The sequence below is a fragment of the Rhodanobacter sp. UC4437_H4 genome, assembly GCF_052978425.1.
Map to the genome: position 1 here is coordinate 3,115,716 of NZ_CM129673.1, position 25,972 is coordinate 3,141,687.

18 protein-coding genes and 1 riboswitch are annotated in these 25,972 nt (G+C 69.1%); of the genes, 8 read left to right on the forward strand and 10 right to left on the reverse strand.

The annotated features are described in order from the left end of the window. Positions 1–33: 33 nt before the first annotated feature. Genes ACVCL3_RS14060 through dgcA form a run of 3 tightly spaced genes read right to left on the reverse strand, consistent with a single transcriptional unit; the run spans position 34 to position 3,621 of the window. Positions 34–1,086, reverse strand: a complete 1,053-nt coding sequence (locus tag ACVCL3_RS14060; RefSeq protein ID WP_447099721.1) for a DUF1611 domain-containing protein — start codon at positions 1,084–1,086, stop codon at positions 34–36. A gap of 1 nt (position 1,087) precedes the next feature. Then, on the reverse strand, positions 1,088–2,602 hold the full coding sequence (locus tag ACVCL3_RS14065; protein WP_447099722.1) for an N-acyl-D-amino-acid deacylase family protein: 1,515 nt from the start codon (positions 2,600–2,602) through the stop codon (positions 1,088–1,090). Between the two features lie 29 nt (positions 2,603–2,631). Then, positions 2,632–3,621, reverse strand: a complete 990-nt coding sequence (dgcA, locus tag ACVCL3_RS14070) for an N-acetyl-D-Glu racemase DgcA (protein WP_447099723.1) — start codon at positions 3,619–3,621, stop codon at positions 2,632–2,634. Positions 3,622–3,671: 50 nt separating this feature from the next. Between dgcA and ACVCL3_RS14075 the strand changes: the two genes are divergently transcribed. Further along, entirely contained in the window at positions 3,672–5,132 is a 1,461-nt protein-coding gene (locus ACVCL3_RS14075) for an APC family permease (protein WP_447099724.1), read from the forward strand. A gap of 63 nt (positions 5,133–5,195) precedes the next feature. Here the strand turns inward: ACVCL3_RS14075 and ACVCL3_RS14080 are convergent, their stop codons facing one another. After that, positions 5,196–6,257 (reverse strand): MurR/RpiR family transcriptional regulator, encoded by a 1,062-nt coding sequence (locus ACVCL3_RS14080; RefSeq protein WP_447099725.1) that lies wholly within the window; start codon positions 6,255–6,257, stop codon positions 5,196–5,198. Between the two features lie 23 nt (positions 6,258–6,280). Further along, a complete protein-coding gene (gene ahcY / locus ACVCL3_RS14085; protein ID WP_447098128.1) occupies positions 6,281–7,720 on the reverse strand; it encodes an adenosylhomocysteinase in 1,440 nt (479 codons plus the stop codon). Between the two features lie 81 nt (positions 7,721–7,801). Beyond that, positions 7,802–7,905, reverse strand: a riboswitch (S-adenosyl-L-homocysteine riboswitch). Between the two features lie 110 nt (positions 7,906–8,015). On the opposite strand from ahcY, the gene ppc reads away from it, so the two are divergent. The 7 genes from ppc (at position 8,016) to ACVCL3_RS14120 (ending at position 20,750) form a co-directional block, all read left to right on the forward strand. Next, on the forward strand, positions 8,016–10,721 hold the full coding sequence (gene ppc / locus ACVCL3_RS14090; protein WP_447099726.1) for a phosphoenolpyruvate carboxylase: 2,706 nt from the start codon (positions 8,016–8,018) through the stop codon (positions 10,719–10,721). Between the two features lie 181 nt (positions 10,722–10,902). Further along, positions 10,903–12,150 carry an efflux RND transporter periplasmic adaptor subunit gene (locus ACVCL3_RS14095; RefSeq protein ID WP_447099727.1) on the forward strand — a complete coding sequence of 416 codons (1,248 nt, stop codon included), beginning with the start codon at positions 10,903–10,905 and terminating at the stop codon, positions 12,148–12,150. A 115-nt stretch (positions 12,151–12,265) separates the two neighbouring features. Next, positions 12,266–13,030 carry an ABC transporter ATP-binding protein gene (locus ACVCL3_RS14100; protein ID WP_395120129.1) on the forward strand — a complete coding sequence of 255 codons (765 nt, stop codon included), beginning with the start codon at positions 12,266–12,268 and terminating at the stop codon, positions 13,028–13,030. Further along, complete coding sequence (locus ACVCL3_RS14105; protein WP_447099728.1) at positions 13,027–15,468, forward strand: ADOP family duplicated permease; 2,442 nt, start codon at positions 13,027–13,029, stop codon at positions 15,466–15,468. Before ACVCL3_RS14100 ends, ACVCL3_RS14105 begins: the two co-directional genes overlap by 4 nt. Before the next feature lie 2 nt (positions 15,469–15,470). Beyond that, complete coding sequence (locus tag ACVCL3_RS14110) at positions 15,471–17,891, forward strand: ADOP family duplicated permease (RefSeq protein ID WP_447099729.1); 2,421 nt, start codon at positions 15,471–15,473, stop codon at positions 17,889–17,891. Positions 17,892–18,022: 131 nt separating this feature from the next. Next, a complete protein-coding gene (locus ACVCL3_RS14115; protein WP_447099730.1) occupies positions 18,023–19,420 on the forward strand; it encodes a sigma-54-dependent transcriptional regulator in 1,398 nt (465 codons plus the stop codon). After that, complete coding sequence (locus ACVCL3_RS14120) at positions 19,410–20,750, forward strand: sensor histidine kinase (RefSeq protein WP_447099731.1); 1,341 nt, start codon at positions 19,410–19,412, stop codon at positions 20,748–20,750. Before ACVCL3_RS14115 ends, ACVCL3_RS14120 begins: the two co-directional genes overlap by 11 nt. A gap of 114 nt (positions 20,751–20,864) precedes the next feature. On the opposite strand, the gene ACVCL3_RS14125 is transcribed toward ACVCL3_RS14120, so the two are convergent. The 5 genes from ACVCL3_RS14125 to metK form a co-directional block, all read right to left on the reverse strand. After that, complete coding sequence (locus ACVCL3_RS14125) at positions 20,865–21,140, reverse strand: GIY-YIG nuclease family protein (RefSeq protein WP_447099732.1); 276 nt, start codon at positions 21,138–21,140, stop codon at positions 20,865–20,867. A 4-nt stretch (positions 21,141–21,144) separates the two neighbouring features. Next, positions 21,145–21,774 (reverse strand): glutathione S-transferase family protein, encoded by a 630-nt coding sequence (locus tag ACVCL3_RS14130; protein WP_447098137.1) that lies wholly within the window; start codon positions 21,772–21,774, stop codon positions 21,145–21,147. Between the two features lie 132 nt (positions 21,775–21,906). Further along, positions 21,907–23,769 (reverse strand): ATP-binding cassette domain-containing protein, encoded by a 1,863-nt coding sequence (locus tag ACVCL3_RS14135; RefSeq protein WP_395120121.1) that lies wholly within the window; start codon positions 23,767–23,769, stop codon positions 21,907–21,909. Between the two features lie 55 nt (positions 23,770–23,824). Beyond that, a complete protein-coding gene (locus tag ACVCL3_RS14140; RefSeq protein WP_447098138.1) occupies positions 23,825–24,409 on the reverse strand; it encodes a hypothetical protein in 585 nt (194 codons plus the stop codon). 244 nt (positions 24,410–24,653) lie between these two features. Continuing rightward, entirely contained in the window at positions 24,654–25,850 is a 1,197-nt protein-coding gene (gene metK, locus ACVCL3_RS14145; RefSeq protein ID WP_447099733.1) for a methionine adenosyltransferase, read from the reverse strand. Positions 25,851–25,972: the final 122 nt, after the last annotated feature.

Here is a 25,972-nt window from a genome sequence, read left to right on the forward strand (position 1 = left end):
CCAGCACGGTGGCCATGGCCGGAGTCTTGCGTTTCATGGGCGATCCCCCGGGGTGTGTGGACTTGCCTGCGGGAGATCGCGCGCTTCCGCGAGCAGCGTTTCGACGACCGCGTCGGCACCGGTCGCGATCGGGTCGAAGACGACCAGGCCGGTTTCGGCGTGCGCGCGGGCGAACGCGTCCGCGCGTTGGCTTTCGCTCATGCCGTGCGTGTTGAGCGCGACGGCGATGCAGCGTGCGGCGCGGTTGGTCAGGCGCGCGGCCTGTTCGTTGGCGGCGATGCAGGCGGTGAGCGTCGGCAGCGGATAGTCCGGATAGCCGTCGATGTGCGTGCGTCGCGGGTCGTGGCACAGCACGAGTGCGTCCGGCTGCGAGCCGTGCAGCAGGGCGAGGCTGACGCCGGCATAGGCCGGGTGGAACAGCGAGCCCTGGCCTTCGATCACGTCCCAGTGCCCGGGCTCGTTGTCGGGCGACAGCGCTTCGGCCGCACCGGCGGCGAAATCGGCGACGACCGCGTCGATCGCGACGCCGGCGCCGGCGATGAGGATGCCGGTTTGCCCGGTCGCGCGAAAATCGGCAGCGATGCCGCGTCGCGCGAAGGCGCGGTGAATGGCCAGCGCGGCGTACTTCTTGCCGACCGCGCAATCGACGCCGACCATCAGCATCCGGCGGCCGCTGCGCTTGCGGCCGGAGCCGACGTCGAATTGCGTGTCGGCGTGGCGCACGTCGAACAGCCGCACGCCGGCCAGGCGCGCGGCCGCGGCAATCCGCGGATTCTCGCCGAGGCGTGCATGCATGCCGCTGGCAATGTCGAGGCCGGCGTGGATCGCGGCCAGCAGGGTGTCGATCCACGCCTCGTCGAGCGCACCGCCGAAGGTGGCCACGCCGATCACCAGCGTGCGCACGCCGGCGGCGGCGGCCCCGGCCGGCGTCATGTCAGGCAGGCCGAGGTCGACCGTGTCGGCGTCGAGCCGGCATTGCCCGGCGCACAGTTCCGGGCGCCAGTCGAGAATGCCGCTGGCCGTCTTGGCGTCGAGGCGGTGCGGGGTGTTGCCGAGGAAGAGGAGGTATGGGGCGGCGATCTGCATGTCAGCGTGCCTCCTGGCGGCGCAACACCTGGCCCGGACGGGCGCCGGTCGCCTTGCCGTCGGCGAGGACCGCGATGCCGTTGACCCACACGCGCGCGATGCCGACCGACAGCTCGTGCGGCTTCTCGTAGGTGGCGCGGTCGGCCACCGTGCGCGGATCGAACAGGACGAGGTCGGCCGCCGCGCCGACGCGGATCTGGCCGCGGTCGCGCAGGCCCATGTGCTGCGCTGCCAGTCCGGTCATCTTGTGCACGGCCTGCTCGAGCGTCAGCATCTTCTTCTCGCGCACGTACACGCGCAGCACGCGCGGGAACGTGCCGTAGCCGCGCGGATGCAGGCCATCGAGGCTGCCGTCGGAACAGATGTTCGCCTGCGGCCAGGCGATGAACTTCGCGATGTCGCGCTCGTCCATGCTGCGGCTGATGACCTGCGCGATGCTGTGGGCCGCTTCCGATTCGCGGATCAGGGCCATCACCGTATCCGCGTCGTCGGTGCCGCGCAGGCGCGCGATATCGGCCACGCTCTTGCCGACCAGGTCCGGTTCGGGCTTGAACTGCGACAGGCGCAGGCCGTCGGCCGGGGAGAGGTGCTTGAGCACGAATTCCGCGGTCGCGCGGTTCCCGAAGTCGCGTTCGGGCCACAGCACGATCAACTCGCTGTGCCAACTGTCGTAGGGATAGACGTCGAGCGTCGCGTCGACGCCTTCGGCGCGCGCCTTGTCGAGCAGGCCAAGGAAGCGGTCGGCCTGGCCCCACCAGTCGGTCATCGCCAGCTTGGCGTGGCTGACCTGCACCGGGATCTTCGCCTCGCGGCCGATCGTCAGCAGTTCGTCGAGCGCATCCCAGACCTTGCGGTCCTCGCTGCGCATGTGGCTGATGTAGCGGCCACCGTAGGGTGCGACCGCGTCGGCCAGCGCGAGCACCTCGGCGCGCGTGGAGTAGAGGCCCGAGTCGTATTCAAGGCCGGTCGACAGGCCGAGCGCGCCGGCCTTCATGTCGGCGGCGAGCAGCTGGCGCATCGCCTGCAGCTGCGCTGGCGTCGCGGCGTGGCTGGCGTCGACGCCCATCACCTTCTCGCGCAGCGAGTTGTGGCCCGCGTACGAGGCGATGTTGATCGCCGCCGGCGTGGCGTCGTAGCGGCGGAACAGATCGGCGATCGGCTCCTGCGAGAAGCCGTCCTGGCCGATGACGATCGTGGTGACGCCCTGGCTGGTCACCGGCAGCGCGTCGAGCTGGCTGTCGAGGCCGCGGTCGTGGTGGCTGTGCGTGTCGATGAACCCCGGCGCGAGCACCAGCCCACGGGCGTCGACCACCTGCTCGCCGCGCCGCGGTGCGAGTTCGCCGATGGCGGCGATGCGGCCGTCGGCGACGCGCACGTCGACGTGCTGCGCCGCGGCGCCGGTGCCGTCGACGACGACGGCATGGCGCACGATGAAGTCGGCCGCCGCTGCACGGCCGGCTGGCAACACGACCAGCGGTGCGACCAGCAGCAGCGAGATCAGTGTTCGGCTCGTCATGGAATCGGTTCTCCTGGAAAACATGCGGTTCAGCCCCACAGCGCCGCGCTGGGCGGCGAGACGAGGCCACGCTGGTAGTGCAGGCCCGGGTCGCGGTCGCGGCCGATGAGGAGCGGGCCATCGAGATCGACAAAGCGTGCGGCACCGGCGACGAGCGTCGCCGGTGCCATGCCGAGCGATGTCCCCTCCATGCAGCCCACCATCAACCCGAAGCCGAGCTGGCGCGCGCGGGCGGTCATGCGCAGCGCCTCGGTCAGGCCACCGGTCTTGTCCAGCTTCACGTTGACCAGGTCGTAGCGGCCGCGCAGCGCGTCGAGGTCGGCGCCGACGTGCGCCGACTCGTCGGCGCAGACCGGCACGCGGCGTTCGATCCGCGCCAGCGCGTCGTCCTTGCCCACGGGCAGCGGCTGCTCGACCATCGCGACATGCGCGGCCTGCAGCGCCGGCATGACGCCGGCGAGCAACACCGGGTCCCAGGATTCATTCGCGTCGATGACCAGGGTCGCCGCCGGAGCGGCATCGCGCACGGCCGCGACGCGGGCGACGACGTCGTGCGCATCGAGCTTCAGCTTGATCAGGGCGCCGTCGCCGTCGGTGGCGACGATCGTGCGCGCCTTGTCCGCCTGCTGCGCCGCTTCGCCCACGCTGATGGTCTGTGCGGTGCGCACCTGGCCCGGGGCGGGGACTCCGATCAGCTCCCAGACACGCTGCTTCGCCAGTTTCGCGCGCAGATCCCAGAACGCACAGTCGACCGCGTTGCGCGCGGCGCCGGCCGGCACGCGATCGTGGATGCGGTCCCATGACTCGCCGCGGGCGAGGCGGGCGAGCAGTTCGCGCACGGTCTTCATCACCCCGTCCACGCTCTCGCCGTAGAACGCCGTGGGCGTGCATTCGCCGCGGCCGACGGCACCATCGCACGACAGCGTTGCCACGATGACGTCGGCATGCAGGTAGGTCTCGTGCGCGATGACGAATGGCGCGGCGAGCTCCCAGCGTTCGTGGCGAACCTCGGTCTGCATGCAAATCGGCCTCTGGACGAGTATGCACAATTTATATCATAGTAACTCTCATGAAAGAAAACTTGCAATCGGCGAATGATGACGAACCCGGGCTGGCGCGCACGCTCGGCCCGCTCCAGTTGACGATGATCGGTGTCGGCTGCGTCATCGGCGCCGGCATCTTCGTCATGACCGGCACCGCGGCGGCGACTCATGCCGGGCCGGCGGTGGTGTTGTCGTTCGTGGTGGCGGCGATCGCCTGTGGATTCACCGCGTTCTGCTATGCCGAGCTTGCCGGCACGATGCCGTTGTCCGGTTCGAGCTATTCGTATGCGTTGCTCACGTTTGGCCGCTTCACCGCGTGGTGCGCCGGCTGGCTGCTGCTGCTCGAGTACGGCATTGCCGCGGCGACGGTCGCGGTCGGCTTCGCCGGCTACGCGGTGGCGTTGCTCGACCAGTTCGGTCTGCACCTGCCGGCTTCGATCACCACGCCGATGCTCGACTTCCGCACCGACGGCGGCAGCAACCGCCTGCAGTTCGGCGGCGGCATCAACCTTGTCGCCGCCGGCGCGATCCTGGTGGTGACGGCTGTCCTGTTGCGCGGGGTGAAGCAGTCGTTCGCGTTCAACACGGCCATCGTGCTGCTCAAGATTGCCGCGCTGGTCGCCTTCGTGCTGGTCGGCATCGCCTTCATCGACCCGGCCAACCTCACGCCGTTCGTGCCGCCGGCGCGGGGCGATTTCGAGTTCGGCTGGCCCGGCGTGCTGCGCGGCGCCTCGGCGATCTTCTTCGCCTACGTCGGCTTCGAGACCGTGTCCACCAGCGCAGCCGAGGCGCGCAACCCCCAGCGCGACCTGCCGATCGGCATCTTCATGACGCTGGCGGTCTGCACGGTGCTGTACATGGCCGTTGCCGCGGTGATGACCGGCATCGTGCCCTATGCCCGGCTCGGCGTCGCCGACCCGATTGCCGTCGCCGTCGACGCGATGCAGCTGCCGATGTTCGGCATCGCAGTCAAGTCCGCGGCAGTGATCGGCCTGCTTTCGGTGCTGCTGACGTCAATCTACGGCCAGACCCGCATTTTCTACGCGATGGCGCGCGATCGCATGCTGCCGCCGGTGTTCGCGCGGATCGACGGCAGGACGCGCACGCCGCAGGTCGGCACCATCTATACCGGCGTGGCCATGGCGTTGCTCGCGGCGTGCCTGCCGATCAGCCTGCTCGGCGACCTGATCAGCCTCGGCACGGCGGTCGCGTTCGCGATCGTCTGCGCGGCGGTCATGCGCTTGCGCGTGGTCGAGCCCGATCGGCCGCGATCGTTCCGGGTGCCGCTGGGCGGCATCCGCGTGCGTGGCTGGTGGATCGGCATCATTCCGGCACTCGGCATCGCCTTCGCCGCGCTGATGGGCCTGCCGCTGCTGATCGACATGGTGCTGCGCGCCACGCGCGGCGACGTGCTGCCGCTGGCGATCGTCGGCGGCTATTTCGCGGCCGGCCTGGTCATCTACGTGGTCTACGTGCGGTCGCGCTGAGCGGGAGCGGCGCTCCTGGTTCCGCAGAAGCGCGGGGCCTCGGCCCGACGGTGCGCTGCGTGCTCAAGGCTCGATGTCGCCGCCCTTCTTGCGCCGCCCGCGCGCGGGTTTCCCGACGTGGCCGACGAATTCCTGGTAGAGGTCGGAGACGTGGGCCAGGCGTTGCTCCACGCGGTCGCCGAGCGCGAGAACCACGCCGTTGACCAGCAGCGCCAGCGCCGCGTGGATCGGAACGGTGGTGCCCCAGAAAATCCCGCTTTCCGTCGGCAATGCCAGGATGTGCGGCGTGTATTCGCTGGCCCAGTGGCAATACTTGTCGGTGATCATCACCAGCGGCAGCCCGCGTTGCCGGCAATGACGGGCGAGCAGCTGTGCCTGGCGCGAGTAGCGGCGCGTCTCCACGATCACGACGCAATCCTTGTCGGTGCCGTCAAGCAGCACCTCCGAGAAGCTTCCGGTAGCCAGGTCGGCCACCCGCACCCGCGGGCGCACGTATTGCAGGAAACTGGCGAAGTGGGCCGCAAGCCCGCGCTCGGTCTGGAATCCCACGATGTGCAGGGTCGAGCAGTGCGCCAGGCGCGCGACGATATCCTGCCATTCGCGCGTCTCCGCGCGGCGGTAGACCTCGATGATGCCGGCGATGGTCAGGTCCAGGTCGCGTTGCAGCGCCGGTTCGCCGCTGCCGGTCTGCAGCATCGAGCGCAGGCCTTCGCCGATCGGCCATGGCGCGACGGCCACGTCGAACTTGAAAGCCGATTTCAGCTCGCGGAAGTTCCGGTAGCCGAGGCGACGGCAGAACCGGCCCACCGTCGCGGCGCTGATGGCGAGCTTGGCGGCGAGCGAGTTGGCGGTCTCGAACGGCACCGCCTGCCGGTTGGTGAGCAGGAAGTTCGCGATCACCCGTTCGGACGCGGTCATCCGGTCCATTTCACTGCGAAGCTGGCTGAACAATCGCCGGTCGGCGCTGCTTGGCTTTGGCGACATCGACGCCGTCTCCCGTGGGTTCGACCGTGTTGGATCGGTACGAAAGTATGATCCGGCGCGGCGCTGGCCGCACGGTGCACGCTGCCCGGTGGTGAGCCGGTGATGGCAGAACGGGCGCCTTGCGCGCCCGTTCTGCTGCAACCGACCGATGACCCGCTGGCGGCTCAGTAGCGGTAGTGGTCCGGCTTGTACGGGCCTTCCACCGGCACGCCGAGGTAGCCGGCCTGCTCCTTCGTCAGCGTGGTCAGCTTCACGCCGATCTTCTCCAGGTGCAGGCGGGCGACTTCCTCGTCCAGCTTCTTCGGCAGGATGTAGACCTTCGCCTCGTACTTGTCCTTGTTCGCCCACAGGTCGATCTGCGCCAGGGTCTGGTTGGAGAACGAGTTGGACATCACGAAGCTCGGGTGGCCGGTGGCGCAGCCGAGATTCACCAGGCGGCCTTCGGCCAGCAGGAAGATCGCGCGGCCGTCCGGGAACACGTACTTGTCCACCTGCGGCTTGATGTTGAGCTTCTCGACGCCGGCCATCGCGTTCAGCGCATCGACCTGGATCTCGTTGTCGAAGTGGCCGATGTTGCAGACGATCGCCTGGTCCTTCATCGACTTCAGGTGCTCCAGCGTCAGCACGTCCTTGTTGCCGGTGGTGGTGACATAGATGTCGCCGCGGCCCAGCGTGCTCTCGACGGTGTTGACCTCGAAGCCTTCCATCGCCGCCTGCAGTGCGTTGATCGGGTCGATCTCGGTGACGACGACGCGCGAGCCGTAGGCACGCAGCGAATGCGCGCAGCCCTTGCCCACATCGCCGTAGCCGCAGACCACGGCCACCTTGCCGGCCAGCATCACGTCCATCGCGCGCTTCAGGCCGTCGGCCAGCGACTCGCGGCAGCCGTACAGGTTGTCGAACTTGCTCTTGGTGACCGAGTCGTTGACGTTGATCGCCGGCACCAGCAGCGACTTCGCCTCGGCCAGCTGGTACAGGCGGTGCACGCCGGTGGTGGTCTCCTCGGAGACGCCCTTCCAGTCCTTCACCACGGTGTGCCAGTAGCCGGGGCGCTCGGCATGCACGCGCTTGAGCAGGTTCTTGATCACCTGCTCCTCGTGCGAGGAGGCCTTCTCGTCCACCCACTTCGAACCGTTTTCCAGCTCGTAGCCCTTGTGGATCAGCAGCGTCACGTCGCCGCCGTCGTCCACCACCAGCTGGGGCCCGAGGAAACCGCCCTTGCCGTCGGGGAAGGAGAGCGCGTCGAGCGTGCAGTCCCAGTATTCCTCCAGCGTCTCGCCCTTCCAGGCGAACACCGGCGTGCCGCTGGCGGCGATCGCGGCGGCGGCGTGGTCCTGGGTCGAGAAGATGTTGCACGAAGCCCAGCGCACGTCGGCGCCGATGTCCTTCAGCGTCTCGATCAGCACCGCGGTCTGGATCGTCATGTGCAGCGAGCCGGTCACGCGCACGCCCTTGAGCGGCAACGTGGCGGCGTGCTTCTTGCGGATCGACATCAGGCCCGGCATCTCGTGCTCGGCGATGTCCAGCTCCTTGCGGCCGAAATCGGCCAGCGAGATGTCGCGAATCTTGTAGTCCTGATGGTTTTCTTTGAGTGCGGCGTTCATGAGTATCTCCGGTTAGTGCGGGGCTCTTGCGAAGGGTCCGGCCATGGATGGCCGGTCTTTTCGCGAAGGGACTCGCGTACAGACAACCGGGCGCCGTTGTGGAACGTGCCGCGCCGAGCCTGGCCGATGCGTGGGGCTGCAGATGGATCTGCCTCACGCCAACGGTCGCAGCGCCCCTCGGCGGGCAGTGCAGCTTGCCATTGTAGCGGCAGACATAAGCTTATGCCCGCCGGCGTGGTGCCGCGGCCGCGCCGATTCGGTAGGCTGGGCGCTTGGCCGCAACGTGGAGCACGGCGTGGAGACAGATCGCGAGCCCGAATTCCTGCCGCACGACGGCCCGCTGCGCGAAGACGTGGGTCGGCTGGGTGCGATGGTCGGCCGGATGCTGGCCGAGCAGGGCGGCGAGGCGTTCTTCGAGCGGGTCGAACAGGTGCGCATCGCCGCGATCCGGCGGCGCGCCGAGGGCGCCTCGACCGACGAGCTGGCGCATTCGCTGGCCGGCCTGGAGCCCGATCGTGCCGAGGCGCTGGCGCGGGCGTTCGCCACCTATTTTCACGCGGTCAACACCGCCGAGCGGGTGCACCGCATCCGGCGCCGCCGCGACTACCAGCGCGAAAGCGACCAGGTGCAGCCCGAATCGCTGCTCGATGCGCTGGGCCAGCTGAAGGCGCAGGGCGTGGATGCGGCCGAATTGCTGGGCTGGCTCGATCGCCTGTGGATCGAGCCGGTGTTCACCGCGCATCCTACCGAGGCGGTGCGGCGCTCGCTGCTGGAGAAGGAGCAGGCGATCGTGCGCTCGCTGGTCGATGGCTTCGACCCCGCGCGCACGCCGCAGGAACGCGCCGCGGACGACGAGCGCATCTACATGGCCCTGTCCGCCGGCTGGCAGACCGCCGAGGCGTCGCCGATCCGCCCCACGGTACAGGACGAGCACCACCACGTCGGCTTCTACCTCGCCAACCCGCTGTACCGCGTGGTGCCGGCGCTGTACGAGGCGCTGGCCGAAGCTCTGCAGGCGGTCTACGGCGTGGCGGTCGAGCTGCCGCGCCTGCTGGGTTTCGCCACCTGGGTCGGCGGCGACATGGACGGCAATCCCAACGTCGGCGCCGACACCATCGCCGCCAGCCTCGCCACCCAGCGCACGCACGTGATCGAGCACTACGTGGCGGATGTCGCCAACCTCGCGCGCCTGCTCAGCCAGACCGACAGCCGGGTGCAGGTGGCGCCGGCGTTGCAGCAGCGGCTGGCCGACTATCGCGAGCGCTTCCCGCGGGCCGCCGAGCGCATCCGCCCGCGCCACGCCGACATGCCGTATCGCTGCCTGCTCACCCTGATCGGCGCGCGGCTGGAAGCCAGCCTGCACGACGATGACGCCGACGGCTATGCCTCGGCCGCCGAACTGCAGGCCGACCTGCAGCTGATCGTCGACAGCCTGATCGCCCATCGCGGCCTGCACGCCGGCGCCTATGCGGTGCAGCGGCTGATCCGGCGCGTACGCACCTTCGGCCTGCACCTGGCGCGGCTGGACGTGCGCCAGGATTCGCGCGTGCACGACGACGCGCTGGCCGCGCTGCTGGCCGACGAGGGCTGGGCCGCGCGGCCGGCCGCCGACCGCACGCGCCAGTTGCGCGACTATGCCAGCGGCGATGCACGCTTCGCGATCAGCCATGCCGAGGTGGTCACCACGCTGTACGACGTGTTCGCCACCCTGGGCGACACCCGCCGGCGTTACGGCAGCGAGGCGGTGGGGCTGTACATCATCAGCATGGCGCGCAGCGCGGCCGACGTGCTGGCGGTGCTGGCACTGGCGCGCTACGGCGGGCTGGTGCAGGACGACAACGTGCCGCTCAACATCGCGCCGCTGTTCGAGACGGTGGACGATCTGAAGAACGCGCCGGCCACCTTGCGGGCACTGCTCGATGACCCGGTCTATCGCCGCCACCTCGCCGCGCGCGGCGACCAGCAATGGGTGATGCTGGGCTACTCGGACAGCGGCAAGGACGGCGGCACGCTGGCCTCGCGCTGGGGTTTGCAACGCGCGCAGGTGGAGCTGCTGGAAGTGGCGCGTGCGGCGGGGATCGAGTTGGCGTTCTTCCACGGCCGCGGCGGCTCGGCCAGCCGCGGCGGCGTGCGCATCGCGCCGGCGCTGATGTCCTCGCCGCGCGGATCGGTGGCCGGCGTGCTGCGGGTGACCGAGCAGGGCGAGGTGATCCACCGCAAGTACGGCATCCGCGCGCTGGCGCTGCGCAACCTGGAACAGACCGTCAGCGCCGTGCTGCGTGCCTCGCTGCGCCCGCGCGCCGACGATCCGCGCGAAGAGCCATGGCGCGCGCGGATGAACGTGTTGTCGGCAGCCAGCCGCGAGACTTACCGCGCCTTCGTCGAACACGCGCACTTCGTCGAGTACTTCCGCAGCGCCACGCCGATCGACGTGATCGAGCGCATGACCCTCGGCTCGCGCCCGGCCAGTCGCCGCAGCATGCGCGGCGTGCAGGACCTGCGCGCGATCCCGTGGGTGTTCGCGTGGACCCAGTGCCGCTCGATCCTGCCCGGCTGGTACGGCCTCGGCAGTGCGCTGGGCCACGGCGTGCGCGAGTTCGGCGAGGAGGCGATGGCCGAGATGGCCAGCGACTGGCCGTTCTTCAGCAACATGCTGGACGACGTGGAAATGGTGCTGGCCAAGTGCGACCTCGACATCGCCGAGGCGTTCTCGCGCCTGTCCGGGCCGCTGCACGAGGAAATGTTCGGCCTGGTCCGCGGCGAGTTCGAGCGCACCCGCCGCGTGCTGCTGCAGTTGAACGGGCACCGCACCCTGCTGCAGGACGCCCCGCGGCTGGCCGCCTCGATCCGCCTGCGCAACCCGTACGTGGATCCGATGAGCCTGCTGCAGGTCGACCTGCTGCGGCGCTGGCGCGAGAGCGACCGCGAGGACGACGCGCTGCTGCAGGCCCTGGTCGCCTGCGTCAACGGCGTGGCGCAGGGGCTGCAGAATACCGGCTGAGCGCGGCAACACGGGGCGTGGCCCGGTTCGCCGGGTCCGGGGCATCGCCCCGGTGTGCGCGTACGAACCCGGACACGAGTGTCCGCTGGCGAACGACGCTGGCGCACCGCATGGCACGAAATCCCTGCATGGAGTGCGTTTGGCGTCGTGGCACGGGGCTTGCTCTCCTCGCCCCATGGACATGGCCAACCCCACCTTGAAACTGCGCAAGCGCCGGCGGCGTCTCCTGCTCGCCGCGGCGGTCGGCGTGCCCGTCGTGATGCTGGCCGTGTTGCTGCTGCGCCTCGGACCGGCGTTGCCGCGGGCCGATCGTGCCAGCCTGTGGATCGATACCGTGCAGCGCGGCGACATGCTGCAGGAGATCCGCGCCACCGGCACCCTGGTGCCGCGCACTTCGCGCTGGCTGGCGGCGGCCACCGCCGCCCAGGTGGACCGGATCCTGGTGTGGCCGGGCACGGTGGTGAAGCCGGACACCGTGCTGATGACCCTCGCCAACCCCGAAGTGCAGGACAGCCTGCGCAACGCCCAGGCCCAGGTGGCGGCGGCACGCGCCGACGTGGCCGCCCGGCGCGCCGAACTGCAGTCGCAGTTGCTCGACCACCGCTCGGCCCAGGCGCAGGCGCAGGCCGACTATGCCTCGGCCAAGGTCAAGGCCGACGCCGACGCCAAGGCCGTGGCCCGGCATCTGATTCCCGAGGTGCGCTACGAACAGGAACAGATCGCCCTGGCCCAGCTGAAGAACCGCATGCAGGTCGAACAGCAGCGCGTGCGGGCGTTCGGCGGCAGCATGCAGGCTCAGCTGGATGCGGTGCGGGCGAAACTGCTGCAGCAGCAGAGCAACCTGCAACTGCGCCAGCGCCAGGCCGATGCGCTCCAGGTGCGCGCCGGCATCGCCGGCGTGCTGCAGGAAGTGGCTGTGCAGGAAGGCGCCCAGGTCGCCACCGGTGCCAACCTGGCACGGGTGGCGCGCACCGACGTGCTGATCGCACGATTGCAGGTGCCCGAGGTGCAGGCCAAGGATGTATTGATGGGCATGGCGGTGAACGTGGATACCCACGACGGCGTGATCGCCGGCAAGGTCGAACGCATCGATCCGGCCGTGCGCGACGGCAGCGTGCGGGTGGATGTCACGCTCGCCGGCGCGCTGCCGCCGGGTGCGCGGCCCGATCTTTCCGTCGACGGCCGCATCCGCATCGCCGAACTGCACGACGTGCTGTCGGTAGGGCGTCCCGCGCTGGCTGCCGCCGGCAGCGACCTCAGCCTGTTTCGGCTGGAACCCGACGGCGACACGGCCACCCGCGTACCGGTACGCATCGGCAGCGCCTCGGTCGATCGCGTGCAGGTGTTGCGTGGATTGAAAACCGGCGACAAGGTCATTCTGTCCGACACCAGCCAGTGGGACAAATATGACCGCCTGCGCCTGCGCTAACTGGGGTTGGAAGTGAGTGAAGAGGAGTGAGGCATGAGAGAAAAGCCCGCACCCTCATGCTCCTCACTCACTTCTCTCCACTCACTCCTCACTCCTCATGTCTCTCGGTATCGTCATGAACCAGTCAACTAGCGTCATCACCCTCGACAGCATCCGCAAGGTATTCCAGACCGACGAGGTGGAAACCCATGCACTCGCTGACGTGCATCTGTCCATCGCGCGCGGCGAGTACGTCTCCATCTCCGGGCCGTCCGGCTGCGGCAAGACCACCCTGCTGTCGATCCTCGGCCTGCTCGACACCGCCAGCGCCGGCCGCTACGTGCTGAACGGGCATGACGTCGCGGCACTGAACGCGGCCGAGCGCGCGCGCATCCGCAATGCCGAGATCGGCTTCATCTTCCAGGCGTTCAACCTGATCGGCGACCTGAGCGTGCAGGAGAACGTCGAACTGCCGCTGACCTACCGCAACGGCATCGGCGCCGCCGAACGGCGTGAGCGCGTGCAGGAAGCACTCGAGCGCGTCGGCATGGCGCATCGCATGCGGCATTACCCGGCGCAGTTGTCCGGCGGCCAGCAACAGCGCGTGGCGGTGGCCCGCGCGCTGGTCGGACGGCCGGCGATCCTGCTCGCCGACGAGCCCACCGGCAACCTCGACTCGCGCAACGGCGAGGCGGTGATGGCCCTGCTCGACGAACTGCACAAGGGCGGCGCTACCCTCTGCATGGTCACCCACGACGCGCGCTACGCGGAACTCGCCCAGCGCAAGATCCGCCTGTTCGACGGCCGCGTGGTCGACGAGGAAACCTACGAGCGCCTGCGCCACGAGGACGAGCAGCGGTTGGACGCGCTGATCGGCCAGCGCGTGGAAGTCGGCGCGTGAACGTCTGGCTTGCCGAGATCTGGCGCGCGTGGCGCGCCAGCCTGCGCCGGCCCGGCTTCCTGTTGCTGGCTGCCGGCGTGCTGGCGCTCGGCGTCGGCGCCAGCGTGGCGGTAACCACGCTGATTCAGAACAGCTTGTGGCGACCCCTGCCGGTACCGCAGCCGTCGCGACTGGTGGTGCTGGGCCAGATCCGCGACACCAGTCAGGTGGGCGGCATCTCGCCGCACGAATACCAGTACCTGGACAAGCTCGACGGCGTGGCCTCGCTGGGGTTGTGGTGGCCGGGTTCGATGGTGAATGTCGCCGGCGTGAGTGTGCCGGCGCAGGTTCCGCTGATCCGCATGGACAAGGGATTGCTGCCCACGCTGGATCTGCAGCCGGTGCTGGGGCGCAACTTCGATGCGCAGGAGGATCATCCGCACGGCCCGCCCGTGGTGATGCTCGGCTACGGCTTCTGGCTGCGCAGTTACGGCGGCGACCGCAGCGTGATCGGCCGCAGCCTGCAGGTGGAAGGCGTGCCGCACACCATCGTGGGTGTGCTGCCGGCGGCCTTCAACACCGTGCTTGGGTCGGGCGACGTGGTGCTGCCGACGGCGGTGCCGGTGGGCAGCCGCGATTACAGCCACAACGGCACTCTGGCGCTTGCACGGCTGGCACCCGGTGCCGACATCGCCGCCGTGTCGGCGCAGGCCGATGCGCGCGAGCGCACCATGTACCGCGACATGGGCATGGGCGGCAACTGGAAGAAGCCGCGCTTCGGCGCCCTGCATCTGGCGTCCGTCATGCGGCAGGACGCGCGGCCGATGCTGCTGCTGTTCATGACCAGCGCGGTGCTGGTGCTGCTGATTGCGCTGGTGAACCTCGCCAACCTGATGCTGCTGCGTGCGTTGTCGCGCAACCACGACGCCGCGGTGCGCGGCGCGCTGGGCGCACCGCTGTTGCGGCTGATACTGCCGGCCTTGGGCGAGGGCCTGCTGGTCGGTGGCGCTGGCGCGCTGGCGGGCATGGCGCTGGGGACGACTGGCCTGGCCTTGCTGCAAGGCTTCATTCCCGCCGAGTGGTTGTGGGGCGGTCGCCTGCATGTCCGTGCTTCGGCGTGGCTGCTGGCGTTCGCCGTGGGCATGCTCGGCGCGCTGCTGGCGGCGGGGCTCGCGTTGTGGCGCAGCCGCAGCGCGACGACGGTGGACGAATTGCGCGAGGGCGGCCGTAGCGGCATCGGTCTGCGCGGCGGGCGGCTGGGCCGCGTACTGGTAGTGGCGCAGGTGGCGTTGGCGACGGTGCTGCTGTGCGCGGCTGGCGTGTTCATGCATGGGCTTTATGACGCCTCGCGGATGCATCTTGGCTTTGCCGACAGCAATGTGCTCACCTTCGACCTGGCGCCGGTGCGGGCCGATTACCCGGATGTCGCCTCGGTGTGGGGCCTGTCGCGGCGGCTGGTGCAGCGGCTGCGCGTGATCCCGGGCGTCGCCGACGCCGTGGTGACCACGAACCTGCCTGCCAGCAACGGCATGATGGGTCAGCTGCAAACCACCCTGCACACCCCGGATGGGCGGGAGTTCGCGTCCCAGTACCACGGTATCGGGGACGACTTTTTCCGCTTGTTCTCCATCCCGTTACTCAAGGGGAGGGACTTCTCGCGTGACGACACGACAGGAGGCGAGCAGGTGGCCATCGTCAGCCAGGATCTGGCTGACAGGTTCTACGGCGGTCATGCGGTGGGCAAGCGGATCGAGATGACAGGCGTTGACGGCAAGCTTGTTTCGCTGCACATCGTCGGCGTAGTGGGCGCCACCTATCAGAAGGGGCCGTTGCAGCCCATGCAACCGGTGCTGTACGTGCCATTGGCGCAGGTACCCGATCCGGTGATGGCATTGGTCCGTCACCTGGAGCCGCTGCGCTTCGCGTTGCGCGGCCACGGCAACCCGATGGACTGGCAGGACGGCGTGCGCGCGGCGCTGGCCGAGATCGCGCCCGAGCAGCCGATCGCCAACTTGCGCACGATGCGGAACGTCGTGCAGCAGACCACCGCGAGCGCACGGCTCAGCCTGTGGCTGATCGGCTTGTTCGCCACGCTCGCGCTGCTGCTCGCCGCGGCGGGGCTGTACGCCGTGATGGCGGTGGCGGTGGCCACGCGCGAACGAGAGTTCGGCGTGCGCATGGCGCTGGGTGCCAGACCTTCGCGACTGCTGGAGCTGGTGCTGCGCGGCGGCTTGCTGCAGATTGCGGCGGGGCTGGCGCTGGGCATGGCCGGGGCGTGGCTGGCGGCACGTGCGGCATCGCAGGTGCTGATGGGATTGATTGGCCGCGCCGGTGCGCTGGACCCGCTGGTGATGGCCGGTGTGAGCGTGGTGCTTGCGTTCGCCGGCTTGCTGGCCTGCCTGTTGCCGGCGCTGCGAGCGGCACGCGTGGCGCCGATGCGTGCCTTGAGGGGAGAGTGACGATGATCGTGCGCGAACTTCGCGAGGCCTGGCGACGGCTGGCGCGGCGGCCCGGCTATGCGCTGCTCTCGGTGGCGGTGCTGGGCGTGGGGCTGGGGGTGACGCTGTTCCTGTTCAGCTTGGTCAACACGCTGATCCTCGAACCGTTGCCGGTACCGCATCCCGAACGCCTCATGGCGCTGGGCGAACCGTCGCACAGCGGCAACGGCATCGGCAGCCTCGACAGCGACCAGTACCTGGCCCTGCGCGACGGCCTGCGCAGCGCCGACGAGGTGGGTGCCTACGTCCCCATTGGCGCGGGCGTGGAGGAAAACGGCGGCGCGACGTACTACCCGGGCAGCCGCGTGACCGCCTCGATGATGCCGCTGCTGGGCGTCACGCCGCTGCTGGGGCGCGGCCTGCTGCCGTCGGACGAGGCGCCCGGCGCCGCGGACGTGGTGTTGCTGGGCGAGAACCTGTGGCGGCGTGGTTTCAAGGCCGATCCGCACATCGCCGGCCGCGAGGTGCGGATCAATGGCGAGTGGGCCACCGTGGTGGGCGTGCTGCCGGCAAGGGCGGCGCGCATGCCGGTCAGCGGCAGCGAGGTCTGGCTGCCGCTGAAGCTGCCGCCCGGGCAGCACCGCGATGTGTGGGGCGTGGTTCGCCTGGCGGCCAACCACCAGCTGGCGCAGGCGCGCGCGGAGCTGGACACGTGGGCGGCGCGCCTGCAGGCCGCGCTGCCAGCGGGGAAGCACACCCGTGGCGTCACGCTCAAACCGTGGAAGTTCAGCTTTGTGCCGGAGGACATGCGCCAGTGGGTATGGCTGATGTTCGGCGCCGCCGCGCTGGTGCTGCTGCTGGCCTGCGTCAACGTGGCCAACCTCCAGCTGGTGCAGACCCTGCAGCGGCGTCACGAGCTGGCGCTGCGCGGCGCCCTGGGCGGCAGTCGGATGCGACTGGTATCCGCGGCGCTGACGGAGAGCCTGCTGCTGAGCCTGGCCGCGCTGGCGGTGGCGCTGCCGATCGTGCACTGGGGCAACCGCTGGATCGTCTCGGTGTACTTCAACGATGCGTCGGGCGCCGCGCCCTTCCATCATTTCGGCCTCGACGGCCGGGTGCTCGTGGCGGCTTTCGTGGCTGCCGTGCTGAGCACCGCGCTGGCAGGCGTGATCCCGGCCTGGCGCGCCGCGCGCGCCGACCTGCAGGACGTGCTGCGCGACGGCGGCAAGGGTTCGGGTGCCGGCTTCGCCCGCGTGGCCCGGGTCATGGTGGTGGCGGAAGTCGCGCTGACCGTGGTGCTGCTGGTGGGGGCGGGCACCTTCGTGCGCGCGGTGGGCAGCGTGCTGTCGCAGCCGGTGGCCGGTGCGGCGCATGCGACGCAGGTGCTCACCGCCGATGTGATGCTGCCGGCGGCCAGCTATACCGACGATGCGCGGCGCATCCGCTTTTTCGACGCGGTGGGCGAATACCTGCGCCAGGATGCGGGCGTGGTCGACGCCACCGGATCGGATACCGTGCCCGGCGCGGTGCTGGGCAGCCACGAGGACGTCTCGCTGCCGGGCCACCCGCAGCCCGCGGAGGGCTGGCCGCGCGCGCAGATGGGTATCGTCGATCCGCATTTCCTCGGGACCTACGGCGTTCACCTGCGGGCAGGCCGCTTCTTCGACACGCGCGACCGTGCGCACAGCGCACCGGTGGCCGTGGTCGACGCGAAGATGGCGACCGCGATGTGGCCGCACGACAACGCCGTGGGCCGCAAGCTGGTGTTGTGGCCCGGCCGTCCGTTTGCCGCCACGCTGACCGTGATCGGCGTGATCGAGCCGTTGCAGCTGGATGGCGTGCTGGAAAAGCCGCGACCGGGCCTGCTGCTGCCGCTGGACCAGTCGGCCGGCCAGTTGCCGCTGCATGCCGTGGGCCTGGCGGTGCGCGCGCACGTCGCCGGCGGCGTTTCCGCGCAGCAACTGGCCGATGCCGTGCACGCGGTCGAGCCGCAGGCGGCGGTGTACGGCGTGCGAAGCCAGGCCGCCGCGATGGCCGAGGCGCGGGCGGGATTGACCGTGCTCAGTACCGTGTTCGGCGCGCTGGGGCTGGTCGCGCTGTTGCTGGCCGGCGCGGGACTGTATGGCGTGCTGGCGTTCTCGGTGGCCCAGCGTACCCGCGAGATCGGCATCCGCCGTGCCATCGGCGCGGGCAGCCGCGCGATCATGCGCGAGGTGGGGCACCAGTTGCTGTGGCAGCTCGGGCTGGGGCTGGGCATCGGCCTGCTGCTGGCGTGGCCGTGGTCGGCGCTGCTCGCCGATCCCGGCTTGCACACGCAGGCGCACGACCTGCGGGTATTCGCGCCGGTCCTGCTGATCGTGTTGCTGGTCGCGCTGGTCGCCTCGCTGGTGCCGCTGCTGCGCGCGTTGCGCGTCGATCCCGCGATCGCCCTGCGCTACGAGTGACGCGCGGGAATCCGTAGAAGCGCACTCTGTGCGCGATGCTCTCCGTCACGTGACGAAAGGTATCGCGCACAGGGTGCGCTCCCGGTGTCGGTATGCTGCGGGCGGCAAGTTGTCGGGACGAATGGAAAGATATGACGCGCGAAACCCAAACCACCGTGCTGCTGGTCGACGACCAGGCCGACGTGCGCGCGGCGCTGCGCCTGCTGCTGAAGTCCGAGGGCATCGCCAGCTTCGGTGTGGACGGCCCCGCGGCGGCACTGCAGGCCGTGCGCCAGCGCGATTTCAGCTGCGCGCTGATCGACCTCAACTACACCCGCGACACCACCTCGGGCGAGGAGGGCCTGGCCCTGCTCGACGCGTTGCGCCAGCACGCGCCGGAGCTGCCGGTGGTGGTGATGACCGCGTGGGGCAACGTGCCGCTGGCGGTGGATGCGTTGCGCCGTGGCGCCGGTGATTTCATCGAGAAGCCGTGGGACAACACCCGTGCGCTCAGCATCGTGCGCACGCAGATCGCGCTGGCCGAAGCCTCGCGGCGGCAACGCCGGCTGGAGGCGGAGAACGCCTTGCTGCGCGGCGCCAGCGAGCCGCTGATCGCCGAGTCGCCGGCGATGCGGCGGGTGCTGGAGCTGGTGGCCAGGGTCGCGCCCAGCGATGCCAACGTGCTGGTGCTGGGCGAGAACGGCACCGGCAAGGGCGTGATCGCCCGGGCCTTGCATGCGCAGTCGCGGCGCGCGGCGAAAGCGCTGGTCAAGGTCAACATGGGCGCCATCGCCGAGAACGTGTTCGAGTCGGAAATGTTCGGCCACGTGCGCGGCGCCTACACCGACGCCAAGAGCGAACGCATCGGCCGTTTCGAACTGGCCGATGGCGGCACGCTGTTCCTCGACGAGGTCGGCAACGTGCCGGCGTCGCAACAGCCGAAGCTGCTGCGCGTGCTGGAGGACGGCGAGTTCGAGCGGCTCGGTTCCTCGCGTACGCAGGGCGTGGACGTGCGGCTGGTCTCGGCGACCAATGCCGACCTCGCCGTCGAAGTGGAGGCCGGGCGCTTCCGCAAGGACCTGCTGTATCGCCTCAACACGCTGGAGGTCTACCTGCCGCCCTTGCGCGAGCGTCGTGACGACATCCTGCCGCTGGCGCGCAGCTTCCTCGAACGCAGCGCCGCACGGTACGGCCGCCACGGACTGCGGCTGGCGCCTTCGGCCGAACGCGCCTTGCTCGCCTGGCGCTGGCCGGGCAACGTGCGCGAACTGGGCCACCTGATGGAGCGCGCCGCGCTGCTGGCCGAGCACGACCTGGTCAGCGATTCGGCGCTAGCCTTCGGCCCCGGTCCGACCACCGGCGTTGCACCCGCCGATCTCGACGGCATGACCATCGACCAGGCCGAGGCGCATCTGGTACGAAGCGCGCTGGAACGCCACGACGGCAACCTGCAGCATGCCGCCGACGCGCTCGGCATCACCCGGCAGACCTTGTATCGGCGCATGGAAAAGCACGGGCTGCGCGATCCCTCGACCGACGATGCCGACTGATTCCACCCGCCGCCGCGGCTACATGCCCGCGTTCGAGCGGCGCGTGCTGCTGGGCAGCTGGCTGGTGGGCGTGCCGGCGCTGCTTGGTATGGCCGCGCTGTTGCTGGTCGGCGTGCCTGAGCGTGCGCTGTGCTGGCTGCTGGCCATCGTGGTCGTCGTGGCCACCGCATTGATCGCGCGCTGGCAACATCGTCGCGTGGTGTATCCGCTGTACACCCTGGCCGGTTTGCTGGAAGCCCTGCGCGAGGGCGACTACAGCATGCGCGGCGTGCAGGGCGGCGTGCTCGGCGATGCGATCTACGACATCAACGCGCTGGCCGACCGGCTGCAGAAGGAGCGCCTGCAATTCGAGGATTCCGCGCGCCTGCTCGGCAAGACGCTGGCTGCGCTGGACAGCGCGGTGCTGGTGTTCGATCACGATGCACGGTTGCGCCTGCTCAATCCTGCCGCGCAGCGCCTGCTTGCCGACGAGCGACATGCGCTGCTCGGCTGTCGCGCCGACGAGCTGGCGCTCGACGTGCTGCTGGCCGCACCGTCGGCACAGGTCGTCAGGCATACGTTCCCGGGCCGCAGCGGCCGCTTCGACATCCGTCACGCGCCGCTGCGCAACGAAGGCCGCAGCGGTCGGTTGCTGGTGATCAACGACGTCAGTCGCGTGCTGCGCGAGGAAGAGCGGCAGGCCTGGCAGCGCCTGCTGCGCGTGCTCGGTCACGAGGTCAACAATTCGCTGGCCTCGATCCACTCGCTGGCCGGTACCCTGGCCACCGTGATCGCACGCGAGCCGCTGGCCGACGACTGGCGCGAGGATGCGCAGGGCGGCCTGCAGGTGATCGGCAACCGGGCCGAATCGCTGGCGCGTTTCCTCGCCGGCTACAGCCGACTCGCCGCGCTGCCGTCACCGCAGAAACGCGAACTCGACCTGGCCGTGCTGGTGACGGCGGTGGCGCGGCTAGAGCAGCGCATGGCTGTGCAGGTGGAAGCCGGCGCACCGCTGCTCGTGCAGGCCGATCCCGACCAGTTGGAGCAGGCACTGATCAACCTGCTGCGCAACGCCGTCGAAGCGAGCCTGCCAAACCGTGGCCAGGTGCTGATGCGCTGGCGCAGCGAAGGCGAGCGCGCACTGATCGAGATCCTCGATGACGGCCCCGGCCTGCCCGCCAGCGACAACCTGTTCGTGCCGTTCTTCACCACCAAGCCCGGCGGCTCCGGCATCGGCCTGGCCTTGGTGCGGCAGATCGCCGAAGCGCACGAAGGTGGCGTCAGCCTCGGCGCCCGTGAGGGCAGGGGCGCGATCGCGCAACTTTGGCTGCCCAACCGCACGGCGTCGTAGGAGCAGCGCGGCCGGCGATTTCCCAAGCGGGATGTAGGGCACTGCCCGCCGGCTCTCGGCGAAGTCCAGCCCGTTGTCCGGGCGCATCACGGCGAGTGGCGGGCCGTGCCCGCCCTACGGCTCAAGGCTTGCCTGGAGGGCGGCGAGGCGCTGGGCGCGGGGGAGCTTTTTCCACGCCATCTCCAGGCGTAGCGCGTCACCGTGGCTTTCAACCCAGACCCAGCCGAGCAGTTGCTTCGGCGGGTTGGAGCGGGTGAAGCGCGCGCCCTTGCCGGCGAGATGTTTCGCGTAGCGTTGTTCGGGGTCGCGGGCGATGCCGGTGTAGACGCGGCCGTCGGCGCATTCGAGCAGGTAGACGGCCCAGGCGTCCGTGCCGGGGGTGTCGCTCATGGACTCAGGCCCACTCGATCAGGCCCTCGGCATCGCAGACCTGTTTCCACGACGGCCGTGCCTTCAGGCGCGTGGCCAGTGCGGCCAGTTGCGGCCATTCGGTGGCGGGCTTGGGCATGTTGCGCGACCAGCGCATCAGCATCAGGGCGTAGAGGTCGACCATGCTGAAGCGGTCGCCGAGCATGTACGGGCCATGCGCGGCGAGATGGGCGTCGATCTTCGTCCAGCATTTTTCGATGCCGGCGCGGGCGGCCTGCTTGATCGTGTCGGCACCGTCGGCCAGGTGTTCGCCGGGGTAGAACCACTGGCGGAACAGTGGCTGCAGGTTGTTGGCGAAGTACAGCATCCATTGCAGGTAGTCGGCGCGCTGCGCGCTGCCGGGGACGGGCGCCAGTGCCGCCTCGGGATGCCTCTCGGCCAGCAGCAAGGCAAGCGCTGCCGCCTCGCCGTGCGGTTGGCCGTCGACCAGCAGGGTGGGCACCACGCCATTCGGGTTGATCGCCAGGTACGCGGCGCTGCGCTGTTCGCCCTTGTCGAGATCGATGCGCTTGAGCTCGTGCGGGGCACCGATTTCGAGCAGGGCGAGGTGCACCAGCAGGTTGGCCGAACCCGGGGCGTAGTAGAGCGTGTACATGCGTGGCAGTCCGTGGGAAAGATCCCCGAATGATACGCCGGGAGGAAGGGCGAGAAGTGAGTGGAGAGGCGTGAGAAACGAGAGAAAGCACATGAGCGGGAGGTCTCTGCTCGGCGCTCACTCCTGCTTCGCTCAGCCATCCAATTCCGACCAGCGCGCGTAGACTGCATCCAGTTCGGCCTGCAACTTCACCAGCGCCTCGTTCGCCTTGACGATGGCCGCGCTGTCCTGCTGGAAGAAGGCCGGCTCGTTCATCGCGGCGGTGCGCGCGGCGATATCGCCTTCCAGTTGCTCGATGCGCTTCGGCAGTTGCTCCAGCTCGTGCTGTTCCTTGAAGCTGCGTTTGCGCTTTGCCGCCACGGGCGCCGCAGGTGTCGGAGCCGGCGCGGCGGCCTTGCCGGTGGCCGGGGTGCTGCGCGCGGTGGGCCGCTGGCGCAGCCAGTCGCTGTAGCCGCCCACGTATTCGCCGATGCGGCCTTCCCCTTCCAGCACCAGGGTGCTGGAGACCACGTTGTCGAGGAAGGCGCGGTCGTGCGAGACCAGCAGCAGGGTGCCCTGGTAGTCGGTCAGCAGTTCTTCCAGCAGCTCCAGCGTCTCGACGTCGAGGTCGTTGGTCGGTTCATCCATGACCAGCAGATTCGACGGCTGCGCGAACAGCTTGGCCAGCAGCAGGCGGTTGCGCTCGCCGCCGGAGAGGCGGGTGATCGGCGCGCGGGCGCGCTCGGGCGAGAACAGGAAATCCTGCAGGTAGCCGATGATGTGCTTGCGCTGGCCGTTGAGCTCGATGAACTCGCGGCCCTCGGCCACGTTGTCGAGCGCATTGAGCTTGTCGTTGAGCTGCAGCCGGTGCTGGTCGAAGTAGGCGATTTCGATATTGGTGCCCAGCTCGGCGGTACCGCGCAGCGGGGTGAGTTCGCCCAGCATGATCTTCAGCAGGGTGCTCTTGCCGGCGCCGTTGGGGCCGATGATGCCGATGCGGTCGCCGCGCATCACGGTGGTCGTGAGGTCGTCGATCAGCACGCGACCGTCGTAGGCCTGGTGCACGTGCCTGAGCTCGATCACCTTCTTGCCCGAAGCCTGCGCGCTGGCCGCCGTCATCTTCACGTTGCCACCCAGCTCGCGGCGTTGCGCACGTTCCGCACGCAGCGCCTTCAGCGCGCGCACGCGGCCTTCGTTGCGGGTGCGCCGGGCCTTGATGCCCTGGCGGATCCACACTTCCTCCTGCGCCAGCTTCTTGTCGAACAGCGCGTTCGCCTGCGCCTCGGCGTGCAGGCGTTCCTCGCGTCGGCGCAGGTAGTTGTCGTAGTCGCCCGGCCAGTCGGTGAGCGCGCCGCGGTCGATCTCGACGATGCGCGTCGCCAGCGCACGCAGGAAGCTGCGGTCGTGGGTGACGAACAGGATGCTGCCGGCGAACTGCTTGAGGAAGGTTTCCAGCCAGCCGATCGCCTCGATGTCGAGATGGTTGGTCGGTTCGTCCAGCAGCAGCACGTCGGGCTTGCGCACCAGCGCTTGGGCCAGCAGCACGCGGCGCTTCATGCCGCCGGACAGCGCGGCGAAGTCGGTCTCGCCGGGCAGTTCCAGCTGGGTCAGCACGTCGCTGACGCGGCGGTCGAGGTCCCAGCCGTGCTGCGCCTCGATCTGGTGCTGCACGTCGCCCAGCGCGTCGAAGTCGCCTTCGGCCAGCAGGTGGTGATAACGCGCCAGCAGGCGACCGAGATCGCCCAGCCCTTCGGCGACCACGTCGAACACGCTGCCGGCCGTGCCCTGCGGCACTTCCTGCGCCATCCGCGCTACCACCACGCCGTTCTGGATGCGCACCTCGCCGTCGTCGGCGTGCAGCTCGCCGGCGATCAGCTTCATCAGGGTGGATTTGCCTTCGCCGTTGCGACCGACGATGCAGACACGCTCGTTCGCCTCGATCGACAGATCGACGTGTTCGAGCAGGAGCGGGCCGCCGATGCTGAAGTCGACGCGTTGCAATTGGATAAGGGACATCCGCCCATTGTACTTGGCAGCGACGTTGCGGCGTGACCGGCGGCGCCCGAGCCGGCTATTGGACGTGCGGGCAAGCCCGGTCGGGAATGCGCGAGTCGCAAACCTTGACCGTGGCGAAGTACCGGGCCCAGCGCACGGTCTGCTCCGTGGTCGGCTCGGCATGCACCGCGTGCTGCACGACATAACTGCTGTCGTTGCCGTTGATCATCTTGAACCAGGTGGTTTCCGGCGGCTTCTTCCGGTCGAAGTACGAGCAGGTCTGCAGCCAGAACGCGAACTTGTAGCCGTTCTCGGTGCCACTGGCGATCGGAACCGTGTCGGCCATGTCGCAATCCTTGCGGAAGCTTTGCCCCACGCGCTCGACATAGGCATCGATCGGCAGGTTACCGCCGCCGTAGAGGACGAGCATCGTATGGATCTCGCTCCAGTGATCGAGCGTCTCGCCGCTGGGGATCATCTCGGAGATCGCCACGGAACCCTTTTGATTGTGGTAGGCGGGAACGAAGCCGTCGGGGAGCGACATCAGCAGGTTCTCGCCTTCCATTTGCCCGGTCTGCGCCGCAACGAGCGGGGGTGCCAGCGCCAGCAGAAGCACGGCAGTCAGGGCAAAGGGATGGTGGCGGCGCGGGACTGAAGGCATGCGGCTTCCTTGCGATCTGCATTGGTGAAAAGTTCAGCATGAGTCCGGCGGAACGGGCGTGGAATCGGTGCGGCGCGCGGATGGGCGTAGGGCAATGCTGCCCGCGGTGGCAAAGAAATCAGCGATGATTGCGCTGGCGCGCGTCGTGTCCCGGGACGGTGAGGCGTACGACGGCAAAACGAAACGGGCCGCGCGAGGCGGCCCGTTTTTTTCGGTGCGCGGTGTTCGCGCACAAGATGCGCTCCTACAGCTTCGCGTCCTTGCGCAGCGCCTCGGCGCGGTCGGTCTTTTCCCACGAGAAGGTGGTGTAGGACTTGCCGCTGGCGTCCTTGACCACCTGCGGGGTGCGGCCGAAGTGGCCGTAGCTGGCGGTCTGCTGGTACATCGGGTGGATCAGGTCGAGCATCTGCAGGATGCCGTACGGACGCAGGTCGAAGTGCTTGCGGATCAGCTTCTCGATCTTCTCGTCGCTGATCTTGCCGGTGCCGAAGGTGGTGACCGAGATCGAGGTGGGGTGCGCCACGCCGATCGCGTAGCTCACCTGCACCTCGCAGCGGTCGGCGATGCCGGCGGCCACGATGTTCTTGGCCACGTAGCGCGCGGCGTAGGCGGCCGAGCGGTCGACCTTGGACGGGTCCTTGCCGGAGAACGCGCCGCCGCCGTGGCGGGCCCAGCCGCCGTAGGTGTCCACGATGATCTTGCGGCCGGTCAGGCCGCAGTCGCCCACCGGGCCGCCGATGACGAACTTGCCGGTCGGGTTGATGTGGATCTTGGTGGCCTTGTGCATCAGTTTGGCCGGCAGCACGGGCTTGAGGATGTGCTCGCGCACCGCTTCGATCAGGTCCTTCTGCTTCACCGACGGGTCATGCTGGGTCGACAGCACCACGGCATCGATCGCGGTGGCCACGCCGTTCTCGTAGCGCAGGGTGACCTGGCTCTTGGCGTCCGGGCGCAACCACGGCAGCGGCGAGTTCTTCCGCTTGCGGATCTTCGCCTGCTGCTCGACCAGGCGGTGCGAGTAGTAGATCGCCGCCGGCATGAAATCCTTCGTTTCGTTGGTGGCGTAACCGAACATCAGGCCCTGGTCGCCGGCGCCCTGGTCTTCCGGGTTCTTGCGGTCCACGCCCTGGTTGATGTCCGGCGACTGCTTGCCGATCAGGTTGATCACGCCGCAGGTGGCGCCGTCGAAGCCGACGTCGGACGAGTTGTAGCCGATGTCGAGGATCACCTTGCGGGTGATCGCTTCGAGGTCGATCCAGGCGCCGGTGGTGATTTCGCCGGCGACGATCGCCACGCCGGTCTTGACCATGGTTTCGCAGGCCACGCGGGCGCGCGGGTCGCGCGCGATGATCGCGTCGAGCACGGCGTCGGAGATCTGGTCGGCGACCTTGTCCGGATGGCCTTCGGAGACCGATTCGGAGGTGAACAGGTAGTTGGACATCGCGGTTTATATCCCTTTGTACGGATAGAAAGATAAAAGAGGTCGGGCATGATACATCGACCACTTCGACTTTGCAGCCTCCCCGTCCGCGGGGCGCGGCGGGGGTGGGTTTCCGTTCAGCC